Below are 20,846 nucleotides of genomic sequence, written 5' to 3'. Positions count from 1 at the left end.
CAGGCGGCGAGGCGGGAGCGTGTGGCGTGCTGATCAGGCGGGCCGTCCTCGACGGCATCGTGGAGGGCCGGATCGACCTGGCGTTTCGCCGCCAGCGCCGGCCGACGGTGAAGACGGGCGGCGCGCTGAGGACGGTCGTCGGACAGCTCGCGATCGGACGGGTCGACGCGGTGAACGCGCGTCAGATCACGGCCGACGACGCGCGCCGCGCCGGGTATTCGTCGCGCGCGGAGCTGCTGCGCGAGCTCGCGCGCAAGGAAGACGGTCGGATCTACCGCGTCGAGCTCTCGCTCGCGGGACCCGATCCGCGGGCGGTGTTGCGCGAGTCGTCCGAGCTCGCCGACGCCGATGTCGCCGAGATCGATCGCCGCCTGACGCGTCTCGACGCCGCGAGCACGCACGGGCCGTGGACGATGGAGACGCTGCGGCTCATCGAACGACATCCCGCGACGCTCTCGACCGACATCGCCGCACTGGTCGGCCGTGAGCGCAAGCCGTTCAAGACCGACGTGCGCAAGCTGAAGGAGCTCGGCCTCACCGAGAGTCTGGAAGTCGGTTACCGAGTGTCGCCGCGCGGGCGCGCGTACCTTGCGCGCACCCATCGCTGACGCGCGTCAGCCGCCGGTCTTCGAGAAGTGTTGGTAGTCGGGTGAATGGAACCGACCGCCCCAATACCAACCGATCGCCGCGAACGCGTCGTTGAGCGCGGTGCCGGGCGCGGCCATGCCCGGGCGCACGTTCGTGCGGTCGACGAAGGCCGACGCCGCGGGCGGCTCGACCCGACCGTCGACGAGATACGGGTTCTCGACCGTGTTGACGTCGATGGCCTCGCCGTAGGCGTGCACGGACCACTTCGTCGTGTCCGCGACGAAGCGACAGTTGAAGCCGGATGTGTTGTCGGCCGCCATCGACACGTCGTCGCTCCCACCGAAGTCGGCGACGGGTCGCATCTGCCGAATGGGAAAGCGGGCGCGGAACAGTTGCGCGAACGCGTCGACGACGGGCGGCGCGACCGCGGCGTTCACGACCATCGTTCCGACGTGCGGCGCGCCGTCGAAGCCGATGTAGCTCAGGTGCAGCAGCCGCAACCCGTCGGGACCGACCGGGCAGCCCGCGTGGTAGGTGCTGCCGAGCTGCGCGGCGGTGACCGTGCTGATCGTGCCGGTGAAGGGCGCCGCGACGGTGGTCGACGGCGCGGCGCTGGTCGTGGTCGTGGCGGGCGTCGTCGTCGTGGTGCTCGGTGCGACGGTCGTCGCGGTCGTCGTTCGTGACCTCGACGCCGCGTGCGGTGCGCTCGACGAGTGAGCACAGCCGGCGAGCGTGAGCGTGAGCGCGGTCGCGAACACCGCGCGGAGTGGCGGTCGCCGCACCCGGCCTACGCTACCGAGCGGATGCCAGCTCGAACTCCCGCGTACTTCGGCGCGCTCGCGCTCGCCGTCGCGCTCACCGCGTGCGGCGGTTCCTCGAAGCACGCCGAGACGGCGTCGACCGCGAAGCCGCGCACGACCACGACCGCGTCGACCACCACGACGTCGGCGACGACCACGTTGCCGCCGACCACGTTGCCGCCGACCACGATGGCTCCGCCGGCGACCGCGCCGCCGACCGCGCCGGCGACCACGACGCCGCCACCGACGAGCCCCCCGACGACCGCAGCACCCCCGCGTCCGTTGATCGACCAGCTCGTCGGTGTGGGGAACGCGCAACAGATCGTTGCGGTCGACGCGTCCGGATACGGAACGTCGTACGCAACGCTCACCGCGTGGCAGCGCGGCGCGAGCGGATGGCAGGAGGTCTTCGGCCCGTGGACCGCGCGCGTCGGTCGCAACGGCTTCGCGCCGATCGGTGCGAAGCGCGAGGGCGACGGCCGGACGCCGTCGGGCGCGTACGGGTTCTCGTTCTTCTTCGGCCGGCTCGCCAACCCCGGCGTGCACTACGAGTACCGGTCGATCCCCGGCTCGTGGATCGTGTGGGACGACGACTCCGCGAGCCCCAACTACAACCTCTGGATCGACACCCACGCACAGTCGGCCGGCGCGAATCCTGAGCCGATGTACGTGTCGGCGTACGACTACGGCGCCGTGATCGCGTACAACACCGCGCGCACGCCGGGGCTCGGCAGCGCGATCTTCTTCCACGTGTCCGACGGCTCGTCGACCGCGGGCTGCGTCGCGCTCCCGGTGTCGGAGCTCGTGTCGGTGTTGCGGTGGCTCGATCCCGCGCGGTCGCCGCGCATCATCATGGGGACGACCGCGACGATCACGTCCTAGCGACGCGCCGCGTCGCGCTGTGTCATCACGCGTCCGAGCATCGCTTCGAGCCGCGCGCCGTCGCGCGTGTCGAGATGTCGTCCGAAGTGCTCGTGCACCGCGGCTTCGTACACGCGGTTCGCGCGCTCGTACGCGCGCCGCCCGCGCGCGGTCGTGACGAGGATCGCGGCGCGCCCGTCGTCGGGATCGGCGCGGCGTTCGACGATGCCGTCGGTCTCCATCCGCTGCACGAGCCGGCTCAGGCCCGGCTGGCTGTAGCGCGGGTGCATGAGCCGTTGCAGCTCGGAAAGCCGGATCCGGTGTGCCGGTTCCGAGCGCTCGAGATAGGCCAGCGCGGAGAACACCCCGGAGTCGATGCCCGCCTCGTCGCCGAGCCGGCCCACGACGTCGTGCAGCACGCTCTGATACACCGCGACCAGCGCGCTCCAGGCGCCGATCGGGTCGGCGTCGGTCACCCGGTGACGGTGCGGGGATCGTCGAGCAGCAGCTCGAACTCGCCCGCGACGCGGCGGTGCAGCGACTGCTCGATCGTGTCGAACAGCATCGGGGGTGGCAGCACGCAGTCCTCGCACGACACCGAGTCGAGCACCAACGCGAGCCTCACCCGCGCGGTGCGCGGGTCGGCGTCGACGATCGTGAGGTCGGCGCCGTCGGCGCGCAGGATGCGCGCGACCTCGTCGACCGCGCTCGTGACCTCGGCCTCGAAGCGTGCGTGCGCGGCGGTCGTCATCGCACGACGGCGCGCGACTGCATGAAGCTCTCGCCGAAGCTCGGCAGTGCGATCGCGTGCAGGCTGCCGAGGCCGCCGCACACCATCGGCACGATCTGGTCCGGTCGCTCCACGAGGTGCACGCGGCCCTGCGCGTCGACGCGCCCGCGGTCGCGCAGCATCTTCGCGTTCCCTTCGGGCCACAGGTCGACGGGCTGGCACGCGTGCTCGCGCAGGTACGCCTGCAGGTCGTCGACATCGGGGAACGCAGCGCCGAAGCGCTCCGCCCACATGGGGTTGAACGCGACCACGACCTCGCCGTTCTGGGGGTTGCCGAGGTACATGTTGGCGAGCGGATAGGCGATGCTCTTGGCGATGAGGTAGAGCAGGTCGCGCGGGTCGTCGTTGTGGATGTCGGCCATCGGGAACGTGCCCTTGCCGCCGTGCACCGTGACGACGTCCTGCTCGGCGCGAAAGCCACGCCGCACCGCGAGTGACGGCCACGGCGAGCGCTCTTCCCACTCCCCGATGCAGAAGCCGAGCCGCGCGGGCTGGCCGAACACCGATTTCGTGGTCTCGCCCGCGCGCTGCCCGCCGATGTTGCGCAGGCAGAGCGCGACCGCGCGCCCGATGGTCATCGACCCGCGACCTGCGGCACCGCCCATGCAGCTCGCGCGGTAGTCGATCGCGAGCTCGTCGCGGCACGGGCCGTTCACGATGAGCATCGGGAACACGCTCGAGGTCGTGGTGGTGAGACCGAAGGCGTTCCACTCCGGTTCCGACAGCGCTTCGAGCGCGGCGAGGACGACCGCGAACGCCGCGGGCTCGACACCGGCCATCGCGGCGTTGATCGCGACGAGCTCGACGGTCGCGACGCCGTTGACGGGCGGGAGCACGCACAGCACGTGATCCGCCGGGTACGGCGACGCCGCGAGCAACGCGTCGACCGCGTCGTCGGTCGCGGGGAGCAGAGGAACGCCGTCGCCCCAGTGCTCGTCGAGCGCACGCGTGTACTGCGCGCGCGGATCGGCCGCGATCTCGACCCGTTCGCTCGTGAGCGTCACACCGACACCCCGAGCAGCTCGAGCACCTTCGGGTAGTACTCGTCGGCGATCGCGCGCAGCTCGTCCTCCGGTCGTGCCTCGAGCGGATACGGCAGTACGAGGATCTTCAGGTCGCGATGACCGAGGTGCGTCGCGACGTTGCGCCCGTGCACGAGGAACTCCTCGCAGACGATCGCGACGACGGGTTTCGAGTGCGCTTCGACGACGACCGCGTCCTTGATCGTGAACGTCGTGCAGGAGCCGCACGTGCCGAGGCCGATGATCGCGGCGTCGGTCGTGTTCGCGAGCTCTTCGATCTCCTTGCGGTCCTCGGCGCCGGGCTGCCCCATCTGCGCGCCGGTCTCGACCTCGATCGTCGATGCGCCCTCGCCCTGCAATCGCTCGGACCAGATGCTCGAGATGAGCTGCCACGAGCGCCAGGCGCGGTCGGCGCGCACTCCGATCGTCAGCCCCCCGACGGGGCGGTCGAGCGTGAAGGCCGGTGCGCTCTCGTCTCCGGCCGGTTCGGCCGTCGGTCGACGCACCCAGATCGTGTCGGTGTCGGTCATGCCGGGAGGATACCGGTTGTATGCGGCCGCATACAACGTGCCAGCCGGAGAAAGCGAAGGAGCCCCGGCCATGGCGACCGGGGCTCCTCGCAGGATCGGGTGCTGATCTACTTGCAGAGACCCGGGGTGGTCCCGCAGTGGTTGAGCCGCACGCTCGTGCCGACGTCGGTCCCGTCCGAGGCCACGTCGCTCGAGTTGTTGTTGAACGTGTTCTTGCTGATCACGTCGTTCGTCGGCGGGGTCGGCCCGAAGCTGACGAGCACCACACCACCGGTGAACGCGGTGTCGCCGCCGGGCTGGTTGCCGCTGATCACGTTCGACTGGATGTTCGTGTCGTTCGCACCCGCGAGCGCGACGCCGATCCCCGACAGCGCCGGCCCCTCGTCGGCCGGGCACGCCCGAGTGTTCGACAGGATCGTGTTGTGACGGGCGGTCACGTTGCCGGCCGGCCCCGGGTTGTCGGCGAGCACCAAGATCCCGGCGCAGTTGCCGCGGATGTCGTTGTCCTGCACGGTCACGCCTTCGGAGTCACGCACGAAGACGCCGAAGCCGCCGTTGTGCGCGACGTTGGCGCGGATCAGGCCGTTCGCGTTCGGCGAGTCGCCGAGGTAGAAGTCGGCCTCGCCGCCACCGGTCGACGTGTTGTGCAGCATGCGCGTGTTCACCGTCTGGAACGCGGCCATGCCGTACTCGTCGTTGTCGCGCGCGGTGTTGCGCAGGTACGTGAGGTTGGTCTGGTTGATCGCGAAGATGCCCGTGTCGGGGAACCCGACGACGGTCATTCCTTGCACGGTCACTCCGTCGAGCACCGGAGCTTCGGGATCGCCGGGGTCACCACCGAAGATGCAGATGCCGTCGCCGACCGCTCCACCTTCCCTGCAGTCCATCCCCTTCGCGTCGGCCGGCGGCACGAGCTTCGCGCCCTGACCGACGAGCTTGATTCCCGACACGTGGATGCCGACGCTCTGCGCGTACGTGCCGGCCGCGACCACCACGGTGTCGCCCGGTGCGGACGCGTTCACCGCGGCCTGGATCGACTCACCGGGATGCACCACGCGCGTCGTCGCGGCTTGCGCGCCGGTCGCGAACGCGACGGGAGCGAGCAGTCCGACGACGAACATTGCCGAAAGAGAACCCACCATTTTTCGCATCATTGCGTATCCCCCTCCGTAGGCTGGTCCTACCGGGGCGGACACTTATCACGCGCTTCGTCACCCGCTCGTCGCGCGACGCGTGTGACGTGAGTGCGATCGCGATGATCGCGATGTTCAGGATGCGGCGGGCATGTCCTGCGCGTCGGTGTGCGCGCCGACTGCGGACGGGACCGCGCGCAGCTGGCGACCTTTCGTGCGCAGGTAGTCGTGCACCTGTGTCACCGCGAGCGGCCGGCAGAAGTAGTAGCCCTGCGCGAGGCGGCAACCCGCGCCGGTGAGGAAGCCCGCCTGCTCGGGCGTCTCGATGCCTTCCGCGATCGTCGTGAGCTGCAGACGCTGACCGAGATCGATGATCGCGCGCACGAGATCCGCGCCCGCGAGCTCCGCGTCGAGCCCCTCGATGAACGAGCGGTCGATCTTGAGGAAGTCGACCGGCAGCTGCCGCAGATAGCTGAGCGACGAGTAGCCCGTGCCGAAGTCGTCGATGGCGAGGCGCACACCGAGTCGCTTCAGCGCCTGCAATTGCTCGGTCGACGTGTCGATGTCGTCGAGCAGCATGCTCTCGGTGAGCTCGAGCGTGAGCCGCGCCGGCTCGACGCCGGTCTCGCGCAACACGCGCTCGACCGTCGCGACGAGGTCGGGCGCGATGAGCTGCCGCCCCGACACGTTGACGCTCACGGTGAGTCCCTCGCCCGCGATGCCCATGTCGTCCCACTCGACGAGCTGCCGGCACGACTCCTCGAGCACGTACTCGCCGATCGCGACGATCAGGCCGGTCTGCTCGGCGAGGTTGATGAACTCGATCGGGTCGATCGTCCCCCGTTCGGGGTGGTTCCATCGCACGAGGGCCTCGAACCCGTGCGCGTCGAGCGACGCGAGCTCGATGATCGGCTGGAAGCACACGTCCATCTCGCGGCGTTCGAGGGCGTGGCGCAGGTCGGCGATCAACGCGCTGCGCTCGACGACACGGCTGTGCATCGACGACTCGAACAACTTGTAGCGCGCCTTGCCGTCGGTCTTCGCGCTGTACATCGCGATGTCGGCGTTGCGCATGAGCTCGCTGCTCTCGCCGACGATCTCGTCGGTCGCGGCGACGCCGACGCTTGCCGACACGACGATCTCCGAACCCTGCACCATGATCGGGCGGTTGAGCCGGTGCTGGATACGGTCGGCGGCCTCGAGCGCCTCGGCGACGCTCGCGTCCTCCATGAGCACCGCGAACTCGTCACCGCCGAGCCGCGCGACGGTGTCCGAGAGCCGCACGCACATCGCGAGGTCTGCCGCGACGTGCCGCAGGAGCTCGTCGCCTTCGCGATGCCCGAGCGTGTCGTTCACGGCCTTGAAATCGTCGAGGTCGATGAAGAGCACCGCGAGCGGGTTGCCGATGCGCGTCGCACGCGACACCGCGTGCTCGAGCCGGTCGCCGAAGAGCGCACGGTTGGGAAGCCCGGTGAGCGAGTCGTGGAACGCCTGGTCGGTGAGCTGCTCCTCGAGCTGGCGGCGCTGCGTGACGTCGCGCGTCGTGAGGACGATGCCCTGGAGCACGCGGTCCTCGGTGAGGTCGGCGCCCGCGGTCTCGGTGTAGCGCCACGTGCCGCTGCGATGGCGCATGCGCACCTCGAGGTGCGCGGTCGGCTTCGTCGCGGTGGCCATGTCGACGAGGAACGTCTCGATGAGTGCGATCTCGTCGGGATGCACGAAGCTCAGGATGTTCACGCCACTCAGCTCGTCGGGTCGGTAGCCGAGCACTTCGCGCACGGACGAGCTCACGGACAGGATCTCGCCCGACCGGTTCACGACGCTGATCACGTCGGACACGTGCTGGATCACGGTCTGCAGTCGTTCCTCGCTGCTGCGGAGCTCCGCGGTGCGCCGTTCGACCGTCTCCTCGAGGCCGCGGGTGAGGCTGTGGTTCTCGCGCAGCACGACGAGCTGACGCACGGTGATCGCGAGGAACAGCACGATCGCGGTCCACAACAGCAGACCGCGCAGCGCGATGCCCCCGATGGCGTCGGCGAGGATGAACGTGCCGCACAGGAGGACCGCCGGGTACGGCAGCCAGCCCCGCCACCACGGGGCGTCCTCGAACTCCTCTTCGGCGGGTGCCTCGGACTCCGCCGCGGGACTGAAGGCAGCGAGTGCGAGGAGCAAGAAGCCGAGCACCCAACCGGTGTCGATGAGGTTGCCCGACGCGTGGTGCTCCTGATTCATGAAGTACGCGTAGGTGCCGTCGGAGACGGCGATCGCGACGAGCGCGATTCCGACGAGGCCGAACGGCACACGCCGGGTCGCGAAGTGACTCGCGGCGATGATGACGAGCGCGAGGATCGCGAAATCGCCCATCGGGAACGCGACCCCGACGACCTGTTGCAGCGCGGAGTGCCCGTGACCCGCGGCGTAGAGGCGGTCGCGCAGCAGGAACCAGCCGACGAACAGCATCGACGAGGCGACGATCACCGAATCGACCGCGATGCGGGCCTGCGCGACCGGCCGGACGTCCTGCGGGACGAGCGACACGATCGCGCACGCGATCGCCGGTACCGCGAGGAAGAACCCGAGGTCGGCGAACGACGGGAACGGCGCGCGGTGGCCGAGCAGCTCGTAACCCGACCAGACGAGCTCGCCGCCGGCCCACACGAACGCGGACGCGCTGAGCCACCACCAGAAGTAGCGGACGCGGTCGGTGATCCGCCGCGAGCGGTAGCGGCCGGCGAAGCCCGCGAGCAGCGCGGCGCCGGCCTGGCCGAGGTCGTCGAAGAGCCGCGTGCCGTGGCTGACGGGACCCGCGACGAGCATCACGAAGAAGGCCGTCACCGTCACCGCGGCGAGCACGCCGAGCGCACAGAACCGGCGCGAGGTCTTCCAGGTCGCGCGGGTTCGATCCCACACGCCGTGACCGTCGAGTTGCACGTACACCCATCGGTCCGCGGGCCCGGGGGCTTGATGCGAACGGGTGGGCCCGCCGGCTCAGGCGAGCGTGCCCGAGGCTGCGAGCCGGGAGAAGGCCAGGGCGGCGGCCACGGCCAGGTTGAGGGAGTCGACGCCGGGGGCCATCGGGATCCGGATCCGCTCGTCGGCCGCGGAGAGGGCCTCGCTGCTGAGGCCGGGTCCTTCGGCGCCGATGAGCACCGCGATCCGGTCGCCCGTGCCGGCCTCGACGGCGTCGAGGGGGCGCGCCGGTGGCTGCGGCGTGAGCGCCAGGCGGCGGAAGCCGAGGGTGCGCAGCCGGTCGAGCGCGCCCGGCCACGGGGTCGCGCGGGTCCACGGCACGTGCAGCACGTGCCCGATCGAGACCCGCACCGTGCGCCGGTAGAGCGGGTCGCTGCACTGCGGGCAGAGGAGCACCGCGTCGAAGCCGAAGGCGGCCGCGTTGCGGAACAGCGCGCCGAGGTTCTCGTGGTCGTTCACGCGTTCGAGCACGGCGACGCGGCTCGCGCCCGCGAGCACGGTCTCGAGGTCGGGGAGCGGCGCGCGGTCGGCGGACGCGAGCGCGCCGCGGTGCAGGTCGAAGCCGACGGTCTCGCGCATCACCGCGGGCGTCACGACGTGCACCGGCGCGTCGAGCCCATCGAGGACGTCGGCGAGCGCATCGTGTTGCGCGGGGGTCACGAGAACCGAACGCACGCGATACGAGGAGGCGAGCAACGCGCGCACCGCGAGCGGTCCCTCGGCGACGAAGAAGCCGACGTCGGCTTCGACGCGCTTGCGCAGCTCGGGATCGTTGAGGAGAACGAAGTCGGCGAGGTGCTCGCCGGTCACCCGGGGAGCTGGCCGTACGCGCTCGTCGCGCGGAGGCGGACGACGAGCCGACGTTCCGCGACCATCGCGGCGCGGTACTCGTCCCAGTTCGGGTGCTCGCCCGACAGCGCGCGGTAGACGTCGACCAGCTCGTCGGCCGTCGCGTCGTCGGGCCGCTCGGCGACCGGCGACAGCTCGGCTTCGCCGTCGAGCACGGCGTAGATCCAGTGGCTCTCGCCGTGCACGTAGAGCAGCGCGCGCGGGTCGCGGCGCAGGTTCTTGGTCTTGGCGCGCCCGTCGGTGACGGAGATGCGTGCGACGCCGTCGGTACCGATGGCGTACACGATGTTCGAGATCTGCGCGCGGCCGTCGCGCCGCAGGGTCGTCAACGCGCCTTGGTGACGGGCGCGGGCGAAGTCGAGGGCGGCGGCGAGCTCCATGCCGCCGACACTACGCCCGGGCGTCGACGCGATCGGCGGGCGCGTTCGTGCTTCGTTGGGTCGCGAGCACACCCGCCGTCGCGACCACGACGGCGGTGCCGAGACCGATCGCCCAGCCCGCGAGCACGTCGGTCGGCCAGTGCACCCCGAGCACGAGCCGGCCCACGCCCGCGGCGATCGAGACCGCGACCGCGGCCGCGCCGACGACCACGCGTTGCGCGGGCCGGTGCACGAGCACCGCGCCCACGACGATCGCAACACCCACCGCGAGCGCGGTCGCGTCCGCGGCGTGGCCCGACGGGAACGACGAACCGATCCCGCGCTCCACACCCCAGCGGAAGTACGTGTTCGGACTCGCACGCGGGATCGCGAGCTTCGTCATCTCGACCAGCGCGCCCGTGAGCAGGAGCGAGGCGAGCGGCACCGCGCAGAGGACGGGATGCACTCGCAGGATCCGCAGTGCCACCGCGGCGAGGAGCGCCAGGACGACGAGCACTTGCAGCGTGCCGAGGTCGGCGAGCGCGCGTGACGCGTCGACGAGCATCGGCGTGTCGTGCGTGCGCACGAGGTGCAGGCCGCGACGGTCGAAGCGCACGAAGCCGACGCCGTGGTGCACGAGGAGCGCAAGGACCGCGGCGACGATCACCGACGCGGCGACGACGAGCGCGGCCGCGACGAGGGGTGCGGCGGGCTCGCCCGGCGGGCCCGGGGCGTGGTCGGTCGCGGTGCTCACGTGCCGACCCGGCGCACGCTCAGGACCGAGCACTTCAGGCGCGTCGGCGGCGTGTGATTCGGCGCGAGGCCGAATCCGCCCATGCGCAGTGAGTGATAACCGGGAACCCGCTTCGAGTGCAGCACCGTCTCCGAGAACTTCTTCGCCCCGCTCACCCATTGCACGTCGACGTAATACGTCCACGCGATCGGGGAGTGGTTCAGCACGCTCAGCGTGACGCCGCCCGCATAGAGGCTCTTCCAGTAGTTGCAGCCGGTGATCTTCACGTCCTGCATCGGCGGGTACCTGGCGTCGACTGAGCCCGGTGCCGCGCTGCTGGTGGGCGATCCCTTCCCGCCGCCCCCGCCGTGTGCGCGCTGCAGGCCGAAGACGATCGCGACGATGGCCAACGCGATCAGCGCGACGTCACCGGCGCGCCGGAGGACCCGGCGCAGTCGGCTACGCCGCTTGCGCCATCTCCGCGCGGTCTCTTCGCGCGCGCGGTTGGGACCCAGAGTTGGGACGGGCGTTTCGGACATGCTCGGGAGATTCCGTCCTCCGGCCGTCGGGCCGACCGTGAGGGAAGGGACGGTAGTGGAAGCGACGACCATGGTTCCCGCGCGCGCGTGCATCCGCAATCCGGCGCCGGGGCGGCGATACCGTCACCGCGAGCGGCGCGACCGCCTTCGCGACCCGGTCGACCCGCCCGCCCGTGACCCGTTCTGCCCCGCACGCTCCCGACGCTTCTCGGCTCCGGATGCTGTGGGCGCGCGTGCGCGGACGCTCCGGCGACGACGGTCGTGACGCCTGCGGCGAGCCGTGGATGCTCGGCTTCGACGTCGTGGGCTCCGAGGTCTTCGGGTCGTCCGGCGGTCGGTCCGGGTCCGAGACGTTCGAGCGTCCCGAGGTCCACGACCCGGAGCGGGCCCACGTGCTCGTGGGTCGCGACGTCGACGACCATGCCGCCCCGGCGCTCCATCCCGAACCCGAGCCGTCCCTCGACGCGGTCGAGCCGGCCCCGCCGCCGCCCGTCGAACCGGTCGACGACGACCGGGCGCTCGTCGACGCGCTCCATCGCGTTGCCGACTCGTTCGAGCGGGTGGCCGAGAGCCTCGACGCGGACCGCCGCGCCCGCCGCGAGACGCTCGACGACGTCGACACAGTCCTCCGGGCGCTCGTCGGCGAGCTGCGCTCACCCGCGGCGGTGCCGCCCGTCGTCCTCGCGGGCACGATCGACGCGACCGACGCGGCGCGCCCGCTGGAGCCGGGCGCCGACACCATCGATCTCACGGCCGACGCCGACCGCCGCCCGTTCGAGCGCGCCCGCCGCCGCTGACGAGCGCGGTCGCTCGCGTCTGAGCGCGCGACCGGAGCGAGCGGCACGACCTTGCTGGTCGGCGGAGGCGTTGGTCGCGGCGGGCGCAGCGGGCGCAGCGGGCGCGACGAAGACGATCCCGCGCGAGGGTGGCGGCGTGGCGGAGCCCGGACTGCTCGACGAGCTGCGTGCGCTCGGCATCGAGCGGGGCGATCTCGTCGCGCTCGCGGTCGCGCCCGGTGTCGGGTACGCGTGCGCGACCGAGACCGCGTCGGCGGCGCGCGCGGGGGAGGCGGCCGACGACGTGGCGCGCATCGAAGCGGAGCTGCGGCCGCGCTGGGTGATGTGGTCGAACGGGACCGCGCGCGTCCTCGTCGAGGCGGGCGTGCGGGTCGCGACCGCGTGGGACCTCGCGGCAGTGCATCGCATCCTGCGCGGCGGGTGGAACGCCGAGCCCGATCGCATCTGGGTCGACGCGCACCGGCTCGCACCGGACGGCATCCCGACCGACCGGCCTCCGGATCTGTTCAGCGAGCTCGACACCGACGCCGGCGACCCCGAGGAGCCGGTCCGACGCGACGGCTACCTGCGCGCCGACTGGGCGCGCGGCGAGTGGGCCGTGTCCCTCGCGCGGGTCGCGCGCTGGGCGCAGCTCGCGGCGCGCCTCGCCGAGCACCAGCAGCGCGACCTCGCGACGATCGATCGACCCGCGGCCGCGTCGCTCGCGCGGTCGGAGTCGGCGGCCGAGCTGCTCTGCGCGGAGCTCTCGGTCGACGGGCTGCCGGTCGACCTCGCGGTCGCGCAGGAGCTCATCGCCGGCGCGGTGGGTCCGCGCCCGCGTTCGGAAGCCGATGCGCAGCGCACCCGGGACGCGCGCGACGCCGCGGTGCTGCGCCATCTGCCCGCGGGCGCGGCGTTCGACCTCCGAAGTCCCGGTCAGGTGAAGTCGATGCTCGGTGCGGTCGGCATCGAGGTTCCCGACACGCGCGCCGCGCGATTGGAGAGCGTGCGCGCCGCGCATCCCGTCGTCGACGCGCTGCTCACGTGGCGCAAGGGCGAACGGATCGCGACGACCTACGGCTATGCCTGGCTCGACGAGAACGTGCACGACGGCCGCTTGCGCGGCGCGTGGACGGGATGCGACGGCGCCGCGGGCCGGATGACGGCATCGGCCGGGCTCCACAACCTGCCGGCCGACATGCGCGCCGCCGTCGTCGCCGAGGCCGGGCACGTGTTCGTGCGCGCCGACCTCGGACAGATCGAGCCGCGCGTACTCGCCGCGGTCTCCGGTGACGCCGCGTTGGCACGCGCGACGCAGGCCGACGACCTCTACGCGCCGGTCGCGGCGGCGCTCGACGTCGACCGCGCGACGGCGAAGGTCGCGGTCCTCGGCGCGATGTACGGGCAGACGACCGGCCACGGCGCGCGGGCGCTGCGCCGGCTCGACGACGCGTATCCGGTCGCGATGGCGTACCTGCAGGAGGCGGACCGCGCCGCGCAGGCCGCGCAGGCGTTGCGGACCTACGGCGGCCGGCTCATCCCGATGGGTTCGCTCGCGGCCGACGCCGAGCTCGATCCCCACGACGCGCGTGCGCGCGTGAGCGCGCGTGGTCGCTACGGACGCAACGCAATGGTGCAGGGCGCGGCCGCGGAGCTGTTCAAAGCGTGGGCGGCGACCGTGCGGGCGCGTGGCGCGGAGCTCGACGCGCGCATCGTGCTCTGCCTGCACGACGAGCTGCTCGTACACGTCCCGGCCACGAACGGCGCCGACGCGGCGCAGCTCGTCACGGATTGTCTCCAGGAGGCCGCGAGCCGGTGGGCCCCGGACGGCTCGGTGCGCTTCATCGCCGAGGTATCCGTGATCGCGCGCTGGTCCGACGCCAAGGGTTGAGGAGCAACGCTCACGGTGTCGCCGGGAGCGCGAAGCGTTCGAAGAAGCGCCACATCACTTCGTTCGCGTCGAGCAGCGTCGTGCCGCGACCGACGCCGTCGAGCAGCCAGGTGTTCCGCGGTCCGGTGTTGAAGGGTGCGCCCGGCCACACGTGTCCCGAGCCGCGCAGCTTCCAGAGCGCGACCTCGCTGCCGCCGCGGCAACCCGAATAGGTCACGAGCGTCGCGCCGAGGCCGGCCGACGCGCCGGTGCCGACGATGGGCGTCCCGACGCGCGGGGTCGCGTCGCAGTGGTCGGCGCGCACCCACGCGTGGATCCCGTCCATCACCGAGTAGCGGTCGGGCGGCGTTGCGCCCGATGCTCCCTCGAACCGTGCGATCGGGTCGTCGACGCTGTGGAACTCGAGCGTGGGGACCGGGCGCTGCGGATGGATGGTCGGGAGCTCGAGCTGTCCCGCGACCGACGCGATCGCCGCGATCCGCGTCGACGCCTGCGCGGCCATCGCGTACGCCATCATCCCGCCGTTCGACATGCCGGTGACGTACACGCGTCGCAGGTCGACGGGTGTGTGCGCGGCGACATCGGAGATCACACTGAGCAGGAAGTCGACGTCGTCGAGGTGGTTCGTGCTCGGATCGCCGCAGCACGCGCCCGCGTCGAACCCGTACTGCGCGTCGCCGGCGACCGGATCCGGCGTGAGCTGCTTCGCGATGCGGGTGCCGTCGGGATAGGCGACGAGATACCCGTCGCGATCCGACGACGCGTCCATGCCGGTCTGCAGCTCCTGGATCGTCGCGTTCTGCGTCGCGCCGTGCAGGTTCAGCACGAGCGGGAGCGGCGATCCCCGGCGCGCCGCGGGCGGGACGTGGAGCCGGTAGTCGCGCGTCCGGCCCCCGACCGTGATCCGGTAGACGGACGCACCGGCGCGCGACGCGAGCGGGCGGGTGGCGCGCGGCAGCGTGGTGGTGGGTGCGGCGGTCGACGGAGCCGACGACGTCGCCTTCGTCGCGGGCTTCGATCCGCTCGAGCACGCCGCGAGCGCGGTGACGACGATGACGACGATGACGACGACGAGCGCGATTCGCTTCACGGCTGGGCATCCTGCCCGCTCGACGGACCGCGCGCGGGCGACTCGGCCGCGGCGCCTTCAGATCGGGCGGCTCCGGCCGACGGGTCGAAGGTGCGACTCGTGAACCTTCGAGCCAACGTGAGCTGCGCCCGCTGCCGGCGACGCCTCTACGCGGGCGACTGCGTGGCGTGGGATCGGGCGTCGCGGACGGCATGGTGCGAGGTGTGCGCGCCGTACCTCGACGCGATGATGGAGCGGTGGCCCGTACCGACCCGCCGGCTTCGCTCGATGCAGTCCGCGCCCTCGCGCTGACGCTGCCCCGCTCGTACGAGGCAGTCGTGCGCGGTCGCGTGAAGTTCCGCGTCGGCCGCATCGTCTACCTCGCGTTCTCGCACGACGAGACGCTCATGGGCTTCGCGTTCCCGAAGGAGGAGCGAGAGGCGCTCGTCGCGTCGGAGCCCGCCAAGTTCCTCATGCCGAGCGCGTCCGATCTCCGGTATCAGTGGTGCGTCGTCCGGCTCGCGGCGATCGACGCGGTCGAGATGCGCGAGATCGTGCTCGACGCGTGGCGCATGGTCGTACCCAAGAAGGTCGCGGCCGCGCATCGGACCGACTAACCGACCGCGGCCCGCTTGCGCGCGAGCAGGTCGCGTTCGGCCGCGTTCGTCGCCAGCGCGATGGCACGGTCGTAGGCAGCATGCGCGTCGTCGACGCGCGCGAGACGCGCGAGCAGATCGGCGCGCGCGGCATGGAAGAGGTGGTACTGCTCGAGCTCCTCGAGCGCGTCCACCGCCGCGAGCGCGACTCCCGGCCCGTCGAGCTCTGCGAGCGCGACCGCGCGGTTGAGCGCGACGACCGGACTCGGCGCGAGCACCATCAGCTGGTCGTAGAGCGCGACGATCTGTGACCAGTCGGTGGTGTCCGCGGTCGCGGCGTCGCTGTGCACCGCGTTGATCGCGGCCTGGATCTGGTACGGGCCGGGCTGGTTGCGGCGCAGGCACCGACGCACGATGTCCTGACCCTCGACGACGAGCGCGCGGTCCCACGCACCGCGATCCTGATCGGCGAGCAGCACCATCGTCCCGTCGTCGGCAGTACGCGTCGCGCGCCGTGACTCGGTGAGCAGCAGCAGCGCGAGCAGACCGAAGACCTCGGGCTCGTCGGGCATCAGCTCCGCGAGCAGGCGTGCGAGGCGCACGGCTTCCGCACAGAGGTCGGCCCGGGTGAGCTGTTCGCCCGTGGTCGCGGTGTAGCCCTCGTTGAACACGAGGTAGATCACCGCCAGCACCGAGCGCAGGCGTGCCGGCAGCTCCGCGTCGCGCGGGACGCGATACGGGATCTTCGCGTCGCGGATCTTGCGCTTCGCGCGCACGAGGCGCTTCGCCATGGTCGCCTCCGGGACGAGGAACGCCCGCGCGATCTCGGGCGTCTCGAGACCGCCGAGCAACCGCAGCGTCAGCGCGATCTGCGCCGCGGGCGCGAGCGACGGGTGACAGCAGGTGAAGACGAGTCGGAGGCGGTCGTCGCTCATCTCGCCCTCCGGTTGATTCGGCTCGGCTTCCTCGTGGAGGAGCGCGGCCTGCGCGTGACGATCGTGCCGGGACGCTTCGCGGCGGAGGCGGTCGATCGCACGGTTGCGGGCGGTCGTGGTGAGCCAGCCGCCGGGATTGGGCGGCAGCCCGTCGACCGGCCAGCGCTCGGCCGCCACGACGAACGCCTCCTGGGCCGTCTCTTCGGCGATGTCGATGCTGCCGAAGAGACGGACCAGGGTGGCGACGACCCGACCCGACTCTTCACGGAAGATCCGGTCGAGGTCGATGGCGGCGAGCGGCACGGCCGGTTCAGTCCGTCGCGGGCTCGGCCTCGAACGGGCGAACCTCGACCGGGCCCTCGCACGCGGTCGCGGCCTTGACGGCCCATTCGAGCGCGGCGTCGAGGTCGGGGAGCTCGAGGATCCAGAAGCCGCCCATGAGCTCCTTCGTCTCCGCGAACGGTCCGTCGGTGATGACGGGGTCCGCGTCCTTGGTCGCGCGCACGACGGTGGCGGATTCGGGGCTCACGAGGCCGCCGCCGAACACCCACACGCCGGTCGATTGCATCTCGGCGTTCACGGCGTCGACCTGGCCGAACATGCGCTGCATGTCTTCGGGACTCTCGGGGATCGGATAACGGTCGGTGTGCCAGACGGAGAGCATGTACTGGGTCATGGTGCGGGTCCTTTCGGGCGTGCGGGCGAAGTCTCGCCTGCGGGCGTGTGGGTGTCAGTCGGAGAGACGGGACGCGAGCGCCGGGATGACGATCGCGGCGGCGAGCACGTGCGAGAGCACGAGCGCGACCTTCGTGGAGACGTGCGCGTCGGCGGTGAGGTCCGGGCCGAACGACGCGAGGGTGAGTGCGACCGTCGTGACGAGGAACGTGCGGAGCGGGCGCGTGGCGCGCCGGGCGAGGATCGCCGCGATCGCGGTGCCGATCAGCGCGGCGACGAACGTCACCTCGCCGAAGCCCGGCGTCGGGATGGCCTTGCCGGAGATCGCGAACGACACACCGGCCGCGTGCACCGCGGCCGCGTAGGCGGTCGTCGCGACTGCGGCGGTGGCGCCGGCGACGAGTCCGGTGCGGGCGACGGGGTGGCGCACCGACTCGGTGGTGGTCGTCGGCGCCGTGAAGGTGGTGACGGTCATGGGGTGCTCCCTTCGGTGGGGCCGACCCGGTGCCGGCTCTCACCCGGAGCTACGAACGACCTCGCCGCCAGAGGACAGGCCCCTCGAAGAACGTTCCAAGAATTACGCGCGGGCCGCCTTGCGGGCCGCGGACCAGCCCCATGCGGCCGCCGCGATCGACGCCACGCCGCCCATCACGAGCGGCGCCCGGGCTCCGGCGAGGTCGGCGATGATGCCCACGAGGGGGCCGCCGATCGGTGCCGAGCCGACGAGCAACACGGCCTGAAGGGCGAGGATCCGGCCGTGCATCGACGGGTCCGCCTCGACCTGCACGATCGCGGTCGTCGCGGTCATGTACATGATGCTCGTGACGCCCACGAGCAGCACCGCGGGGATCGCGAGCGCGATGTTCGGCGCCGGCGCGAGCAACAGGTTCGCGATGCCGAACGCGGCCGCGCCGATGAGGATGTGACGCAGACGCACCAGGCTGCGACCCGCGACGACGAGCGCGCTGACGAGCGCGCCGGTGCTGAAGAGCGAGTACAGCAACGTGAACGCAGCGTCGCCGCGATGCAACGAGTGCTCGACGAACAGCGGGAGCCCGACGTTCAAGTTGTAACCGAGCACGCCGACGACCGCGAGCATGATGAACGAGATACGCAGGTTCGGCTGGCTCGCGACGTAGCGCAGCCCCGCGCGGATCTCGCCCTTCGTGCGCTCGGGCGGTGGTGCCCGTCGTAGTTCGGCGGTCCGCATCATCGCGAGCGCGGCGATCACGAACACGTACGACGCCGAGTCGACCGTGAAGCCCCAACCGAACCCGAACGCGACCACGAGCACACCCGCGAGCGCGGGGCCGAAGATGCGCGACGCGTTCACCATCGCGCTGTAGAGCGCGACCGCGTTCGTCATCTCTTCGCGCGGGACCATCTCGGTCACGAAGGAGCGGCGCAGCGGGTTGTCGAACGACAGGAAGATGCCGCCCGCGAACGCGGTCGCGAACAGCGCGCCGAGCGGCGCGTGCGGCAGGAACGCGAGCACCGCGAGCGCGGCCGACTGCAACATCTCGAGGCTCTGCGTCAAGAAGAGGAGCCGGCGCTTGTCGTGGCGGTCGGCGATCGCGCCGGCCCACGCGGAGAGCAGGAGGATCGGTCCGAACTGGCAGGCGCTCAGCGCACCGACCGCGACACCACTGTTGGTGCGGTGGAGCACGAGCAGCGTGAGGGCGACGATCGTGAGCCAGTTGCCGGTGTTCGAGACGAGCTGACCGAAGAAGAACAGCCGGTAGTTGCGGCTGCCGAGTGACGAGAACGTGCGGTGCCGCGCCCGCCCGAGCCGGGTCCGGATCGGCACGGGGACCGGGACCGCGGGATCGGCGTCGAGGCTCACCGTCCCATCCTGAGTCCGCCGACGGGGGCGCCGTCGACTCGCGTACCGCTTTCGCCTGAGAATCGGCCGCCGATTCGCGGTTTATCCCGGAGGATCGCCGGTTATGTAAGGCCCGTGGGTCAACGGGGCGGGCGGCTGGGTCGGTCGGTGCATGCTCGAATGCGCGCGACCGCGCGGGCGGGCCCAAACGCGATCGCGATCGTCGACGCGCGCGGCCCCATCACCTTCGCAGCCCTCGACGGGCGCGCGAACGGCCTCGCGCAGCGGCTCCGCGCCGCGGGTGTCGGTCCGGGTGTGCCCGTCGCGCTGTGCGAGGAGCGCTCCGCGGCCGCGGTCGTCGCCGCGCTCGCGGTGTGGAAGGCGGGCGGCGCGTACGTTGCGCTCGACCCGGCGCATCCCGACGCGCGTCTCGTCGCCATGATCCGCGACGCGCGCGCTCGCGTCGTGATCGGCAGCGCGTCGATCGGGGCGCGGCTCGGAGCCGCGGGCGCCATGTTCGTCGACATCGCGCGCGCGGTCGACGTGTGCACGAGCGCGCTCGACGATGTCGTCGACGGCGACGACGTCGCGTACGTCGTCTACACGTCCGGTTCGACCGGCGTGCCGAAGGGCGTGCAGGTGACGCACGCGAATCTCGCGCACCTCGTCGACTGGCACGGGCGCGCGTTCGCCGTCGGACCCGACGACCGCGCGTCGTGGATCGCGAGCCCTGCGTTCGACGCGTCGATGTGGGAGACGTGGCCCGCGCTGGTCGCGGGCGCGAGCGTGCACGTCCCCGATGCGAACGTCGTCGCGTCACCCGACCGGCTTCGGGACTGGCTCGTCGCGCGGGCGATCACGGTCGCGTTCGTACCCACCCCGCTCGCGGAGATGCTGCTGACGCTCGCGTGGCCCGACGACGTCGCGCTGCGCGTGATGCTGACGGGCGGCGATCGCCTCCACCTCCGGCCGCGTTCCGGCACTCCGTTCACGGTCGTCAACAACTACGGCGTCACCGAGGCGACGGTCGTGTCGACCTCGGGCGCGGTCGATCCCGACGGCGTCGGCCTCCCAACGATCGGCCGCGCGATCGCGGAGACTCGTACCTACGTGGTCGACGCCGACGGCTTCCCGGTGCACGCCGGCGAGTGCGGCGAGCTCTGGATCGGCGGCCCCGGCGTCGCGCTCGGCTATCTCGGTCGCCCCGACCTCACCGCCGAGCGCTTCGGTCCCGATCCGTTCGCTCCCGCCCCGGGCGCGCGCGTGTACCGCACCGGCGACCTCGTGCGCGCGACGGCCGGTGGCGAGCTCGAGTTCGTCGGTCGCGTCGACGAGCAGGTGCAGATTCGCGGCCAGCGCGTCGAGCTCGACGAGATCGCGTCGGTGCTCAGCGCCCATCCCGATGTTGCGCGCTGCTGCGTCGTCGCACGCGATCGCGCGCCGGGCGGTGCACAGGTCGTCGCCTACCTCGTTCCCGCGGCCGGCTCGAGCGTCGACCGGCGCGAAATGCGCGCGCACGTTGCACGCCGGCTACCGGCGGCGATGGTCCCGAGCGCGTTCGTCGCGCTCGACGCGTTCCCGCTCACGAGCAGCGGCAAGGTCGACCGCGACGCGCTGCCGGCGCCCGTGGTCGCGGTCCGTCCGGAACAGGTCGGGCGCACGGCGACGGAGTGCGCGGTCGGCGCCATCCTCGAGGAGCTCTTCGCGTTGCCGGCGGTCGGTCGCGACGACAACTTCTTCGAGCTCGGCGGGCACTCGCTCATGGCGGCGCAGCTCGTCGCGCGCCTCGAAGAGGAGTTCGACGTCGAGGTCGAGCTGCTCGAGGTGTTCGACAACCCGACGGCCGCGGGCATCGCGGCGATCATCGAGCGCGACGCCCGAGCGTTGCACTCCGCTGCGGAGTGACGA

The 20,846-nt window shown here is 71.8% G+C and carries 22 protein-coding genes; 6 read left to right on the top strand and 16 right to left on the bottom strand.

Translation table 11 applies throughout. The features are described 5' to 3' along the window. The first annotated feature begins 26 nt into the window (after positions 1-26). Entirely contained in the window at positions 27-608 is a 582-nt protein-coding gene (locus VH914_01375; protein HEX4489831.1) for a hypothetical protein, read from the top strand. Positions 609-614: 6 nt separating this feature from the next. On the opposite strand, the gene VH914_01370 is transcribed toward VH914_01375, so the two are convergent. Then, positions 615-1,370 carry a M15 family metallopeptidase gene (locus tag VH914_01370; protein ID HEX4489830.1) on the bottom strand — a complete coding sequence of 252 codons (756 nt, stop codon included), beginning with the start codon at positions 1,368-1,370 and terminating at the stop codon, positions 615-617. A gap of 21 nt (positions 1,371-1,391) precedes the next feature. On the opposite strand from VH914_01370, the gene VH914_01365 reads away from it, so the two are divergent. Beyond that, positions 1,392-2,270 (top strand): L,D-transpeptidase family protein, encoded by an 879-nt coding sequence (locus VH914_01365; GenBank protein ID HEX4489829.1) that lies wholly within the window; start codon positions 1,392-1,394, stop codon positions 2,268-2,270. On the opposite strand, the gene VH914_01360 is transcribed toward VH914_01365, so the two are convergent. The 10 genes from VH914_01360 to VH914_01315 all read right to left on the bottom strand — a co-directional run bounded on the left by VH914_01360 (position 2,267) and on the right by VH914_01315 (position 10,931). Beyond that, positions 2,267-2,725, bottom strand: a complete 459-nt coding sequence (locus VH914_01360; GenBank protein HEX4489828.1) for a MarR family transcriptional regulator — start codon at positions 2,723-2,725, stop codon at positions 2,267-2,269. The two genes, VH914_01365 and VH914_01360, sit on opposite strands and share 4 nt — an antisense overlap. Then, a complete protein-coding gene (locus VH914_01355; protein ID HEX4489827.1) occupies positions 2,722-3,000 on the bottom strand; it encodes a hypothetical protein in 279 nt (92 codons plus the stop codon). The genes VH914_01360 and VH914_01355 overlap by 4 nt, the downstream gene beginning before the upstream one ends. Continuing rightward, a complete protein-coding gene (locus VH914_01350) occupies positions 2,997-4,043 on the bottom strand; it encodes a hypothetical protein (protein HEX4489826.1) in 1,047 nt (348 codons plus the stop codon). Before VH914_01350 ends, VH914_01355 begins: the two co-directional genes overlap by 4 nt. Continuing rightward, positions 4,040-4,591 (bottom strand): hypothetical protein, encoded by a 552-nt coding sequence (locus VH914_01345; protein ID HEX4489825.1) that lies wholly within the window; start codon positions 4,589-4,591, stop codon positions 4,040-4,042. Before VH914_01345 ends, VH914_01350 begins: the two co-directional genes overlap by 4 nt. Positions 4,592-4,698: 107 nt before the next feature. Continuing rightward, positions 4,699-5,733, bottom strand: coding sequence for a right-handed parallel beta-helix repeat-containing protein (locus VH914_01340; GenBank protein HEX4489824.1), 1,035 nt, complete (start codon positions 5,731-5,733; stop codon positions 4,699-4,701). Positions 5,734-5,859: 126 nt separating this feature from the next. Then, entirely contained in the window at positions 5,860-8,634 is a 2,775-nt protein-coding gene (locus VH914_01335) for an EAL domain-containing protein (protein HEX4489823.1), read from the bottom strand. A gap of 78 nt (positions 8,635-8,712) precedes the next feature. After that, complete coding sequence (locus VH914_01330) at positions 8,713-9,504, bottom strand: RNA methyltransferase (GenBank protein ID HEX4489822.1); 792 nt, start codon at positions 9,502-9,504, stop codon at positions 8,713-8,715. Then, positions 9,501-9,923, bottom strand: a complete 423-nt coding sequence (locus VH914_01325; protein HEX4489821.1) for a PPOX class F420-dependent oxidoreductase — start codon at positions 9,921-9,923, stop codon at positions 9,501-9,503. The genes VH914_01330 and VH914_01325 overlap by 4 nt, the downstream gene beginning before the upstream one ends. A gap of 10 nt (positions 9,924-9,933) precedes the next feature. Continuing rightward, on the bottom strand, positions 9,934-10,656 hold the full coding sequence (locus tag VH914_01320; GenBank protein ID HEX4489820.1) for a phosphatase PAP2 family protein: 723 nt from the start codon (positions 10,654-10,656) through the stop codon (positions 9,934-9,936). After that, entirely contained in the window at positions 10,653-10,931 is a 279-nt protein-coding gene (locus VH914_01315) for a hypothetical protein (protein HEX4489819.1), read from the bottom strand. Before VH914_01315 ends, VH914_01320 begins: the two co-directional genes overlap by 4 nt. A 476-nt stretch (positions 10,932-11,407) precedes the next feature. Here VH914_01315 and VH914_01310 point away from each other — a divergent pair, with 476 nt between their 5' ends. Together VH914_01310 and VH914_01305 are read left to right on the top strand one after the other, a co-directional pair. After that, positions 11,408-11,971, top strand: coding sequence for a hypothetical protein (locus VH914_01310; protein HEX4489818.1), 564 nt, complete (start codon positions 11,408-11,410; stop codon positions 11,969-11,971). A 136-nt stretch (positions 11,972-12,107) separates the two neighbouring features. Continuing rightward, complete coding sequence (locus VH914_01305; GenBank protein ID HEX4489817.1) at positions 12,108-13,841, top strand: DNA polymerase; 1,734 nt, start codon at positions 12,108-12,110, stop codon at positions 13,839-13,841. A gap of 10 nt (positions 13,842-13,851) precedes the next feature. Here the strand turns inward: VH914_01305 and VH914_01300 are convergent, their stop codons facing one another. Beyond that, on the bottom strand, positions 13,852-14,931 hold the full coding sequence (locus tag VH914_01300; GenBank protein ID HEX4489816.1) for a PHB depolymerase family esterase: 1,080 nt from the start codon (positions 14,929-14,931) through the stop codon (positions 13,852-13,854). Positions 14,932-15,167: 236 nt separating this feature from the next. Between VH914_01300 and VH914_01295 the strand changes: the two genes are divergently transcribed. Continuing rightward, positions 15,168-15,527 carry an MmcQ/YjbR family DNA-binding protein gene (locus VH914_01295; GenBank protein ID HEX4489815.1) on the top strand — a complete coding sequence of 120 codons (360 nt, stop codon included), beginning with the start codon at positions 15,168-15,170 and terminating at the stop codon, positions 15,525-15,527. Here VH914_01295 and VH914_01290 read toward each other — a convergent pair. The 4 genes from VH914_01290 to VH914_01275 all read right to left on the bottom strand — a co-directional run bounded on the left by VH914_01290 (position 15,524) and on the right by VH914_01275 (position 18,959). Further along, positions 15,524-16,744 carry an RNA polymerase sigma factor gene (locus tag VH914_01290; GenBank protein ID HEX4489814.1) on the bottom strand — a complete coding sequence of 407 codons (1,221 nt, stop codon included), beginning with the start codon at positions 16,742-16,744 and terminating at the stop codon, positions 15,524-15,526. The genes VH914_01295 and VH914_01290 overlap by 4 nt on opposite strands. A gap of 7 nt (positions 16,745-16,751) precedes the next feature. Then, positions 16,752-17,117 (bottom strand): YciI family protein, encoded by a 366-nt coding sequence (locus tag VH914_01285; GenBank protein HEX4489813.1) that lies wholly within the window; start codon positions 17,115-17,117, stop codon positions 16,752-16,754. A gap of 54 nt (positions 17,118-17,171) precedes the next feature. Beyond that, a complete protein-coding gene (locus VH914_01280) occupies positions 17,172-17,591 on the bottom strand; it encodes a DUF6069 family protein (protein HEX4489812.1) in 420 nt (139 codons plus the stop codon). A 102-nt stretch (positions 17,592-17,693) separates the two neighbouring features. Further along, complete coding sequence (locus VH914_01275; protein HEX4489811.1) at positions 17,694-18,959, bottom strand: MFS transporter; 1,266 nt, start codon at positions 18,957-18,959, stop codon at positions 17,694-17,696. Positions 18,960-19,118: 159 nt separating this feature from the next. Here VH914_01275 and VH914_01270 point away from each other — a divergent pair, with 159 nt between their 5' ends. Continuing rightward, the gene (locus tag VH914_01270) at positions 19,119-20,843 is read left to right on the top strand and encodes a non-ribosomal peptide synthetase (GenBank protein ID HEX4489810.1); all 1,725 of its coding nucleotides are present in this window, start codon (positions 19,119-19,121) and stop codon (positions 20,841-20,843) included. The last annotated feature ends 3 nt before the right edge of the window (positions 20,844-20,846 follow it).

It is taken from the genome of Acidimicrobiia bacterium, from assembly GCA_036271555.1.
Taxonomy (GTDB): domain Bacteria; phylum Actinomycetota; class Acidimicrobiia; order IMCC26256; family PALSA-610; genus DATBAK01.
This window is presented reverse-complemented; position numbering and strand designations above follow the sequence as displayed.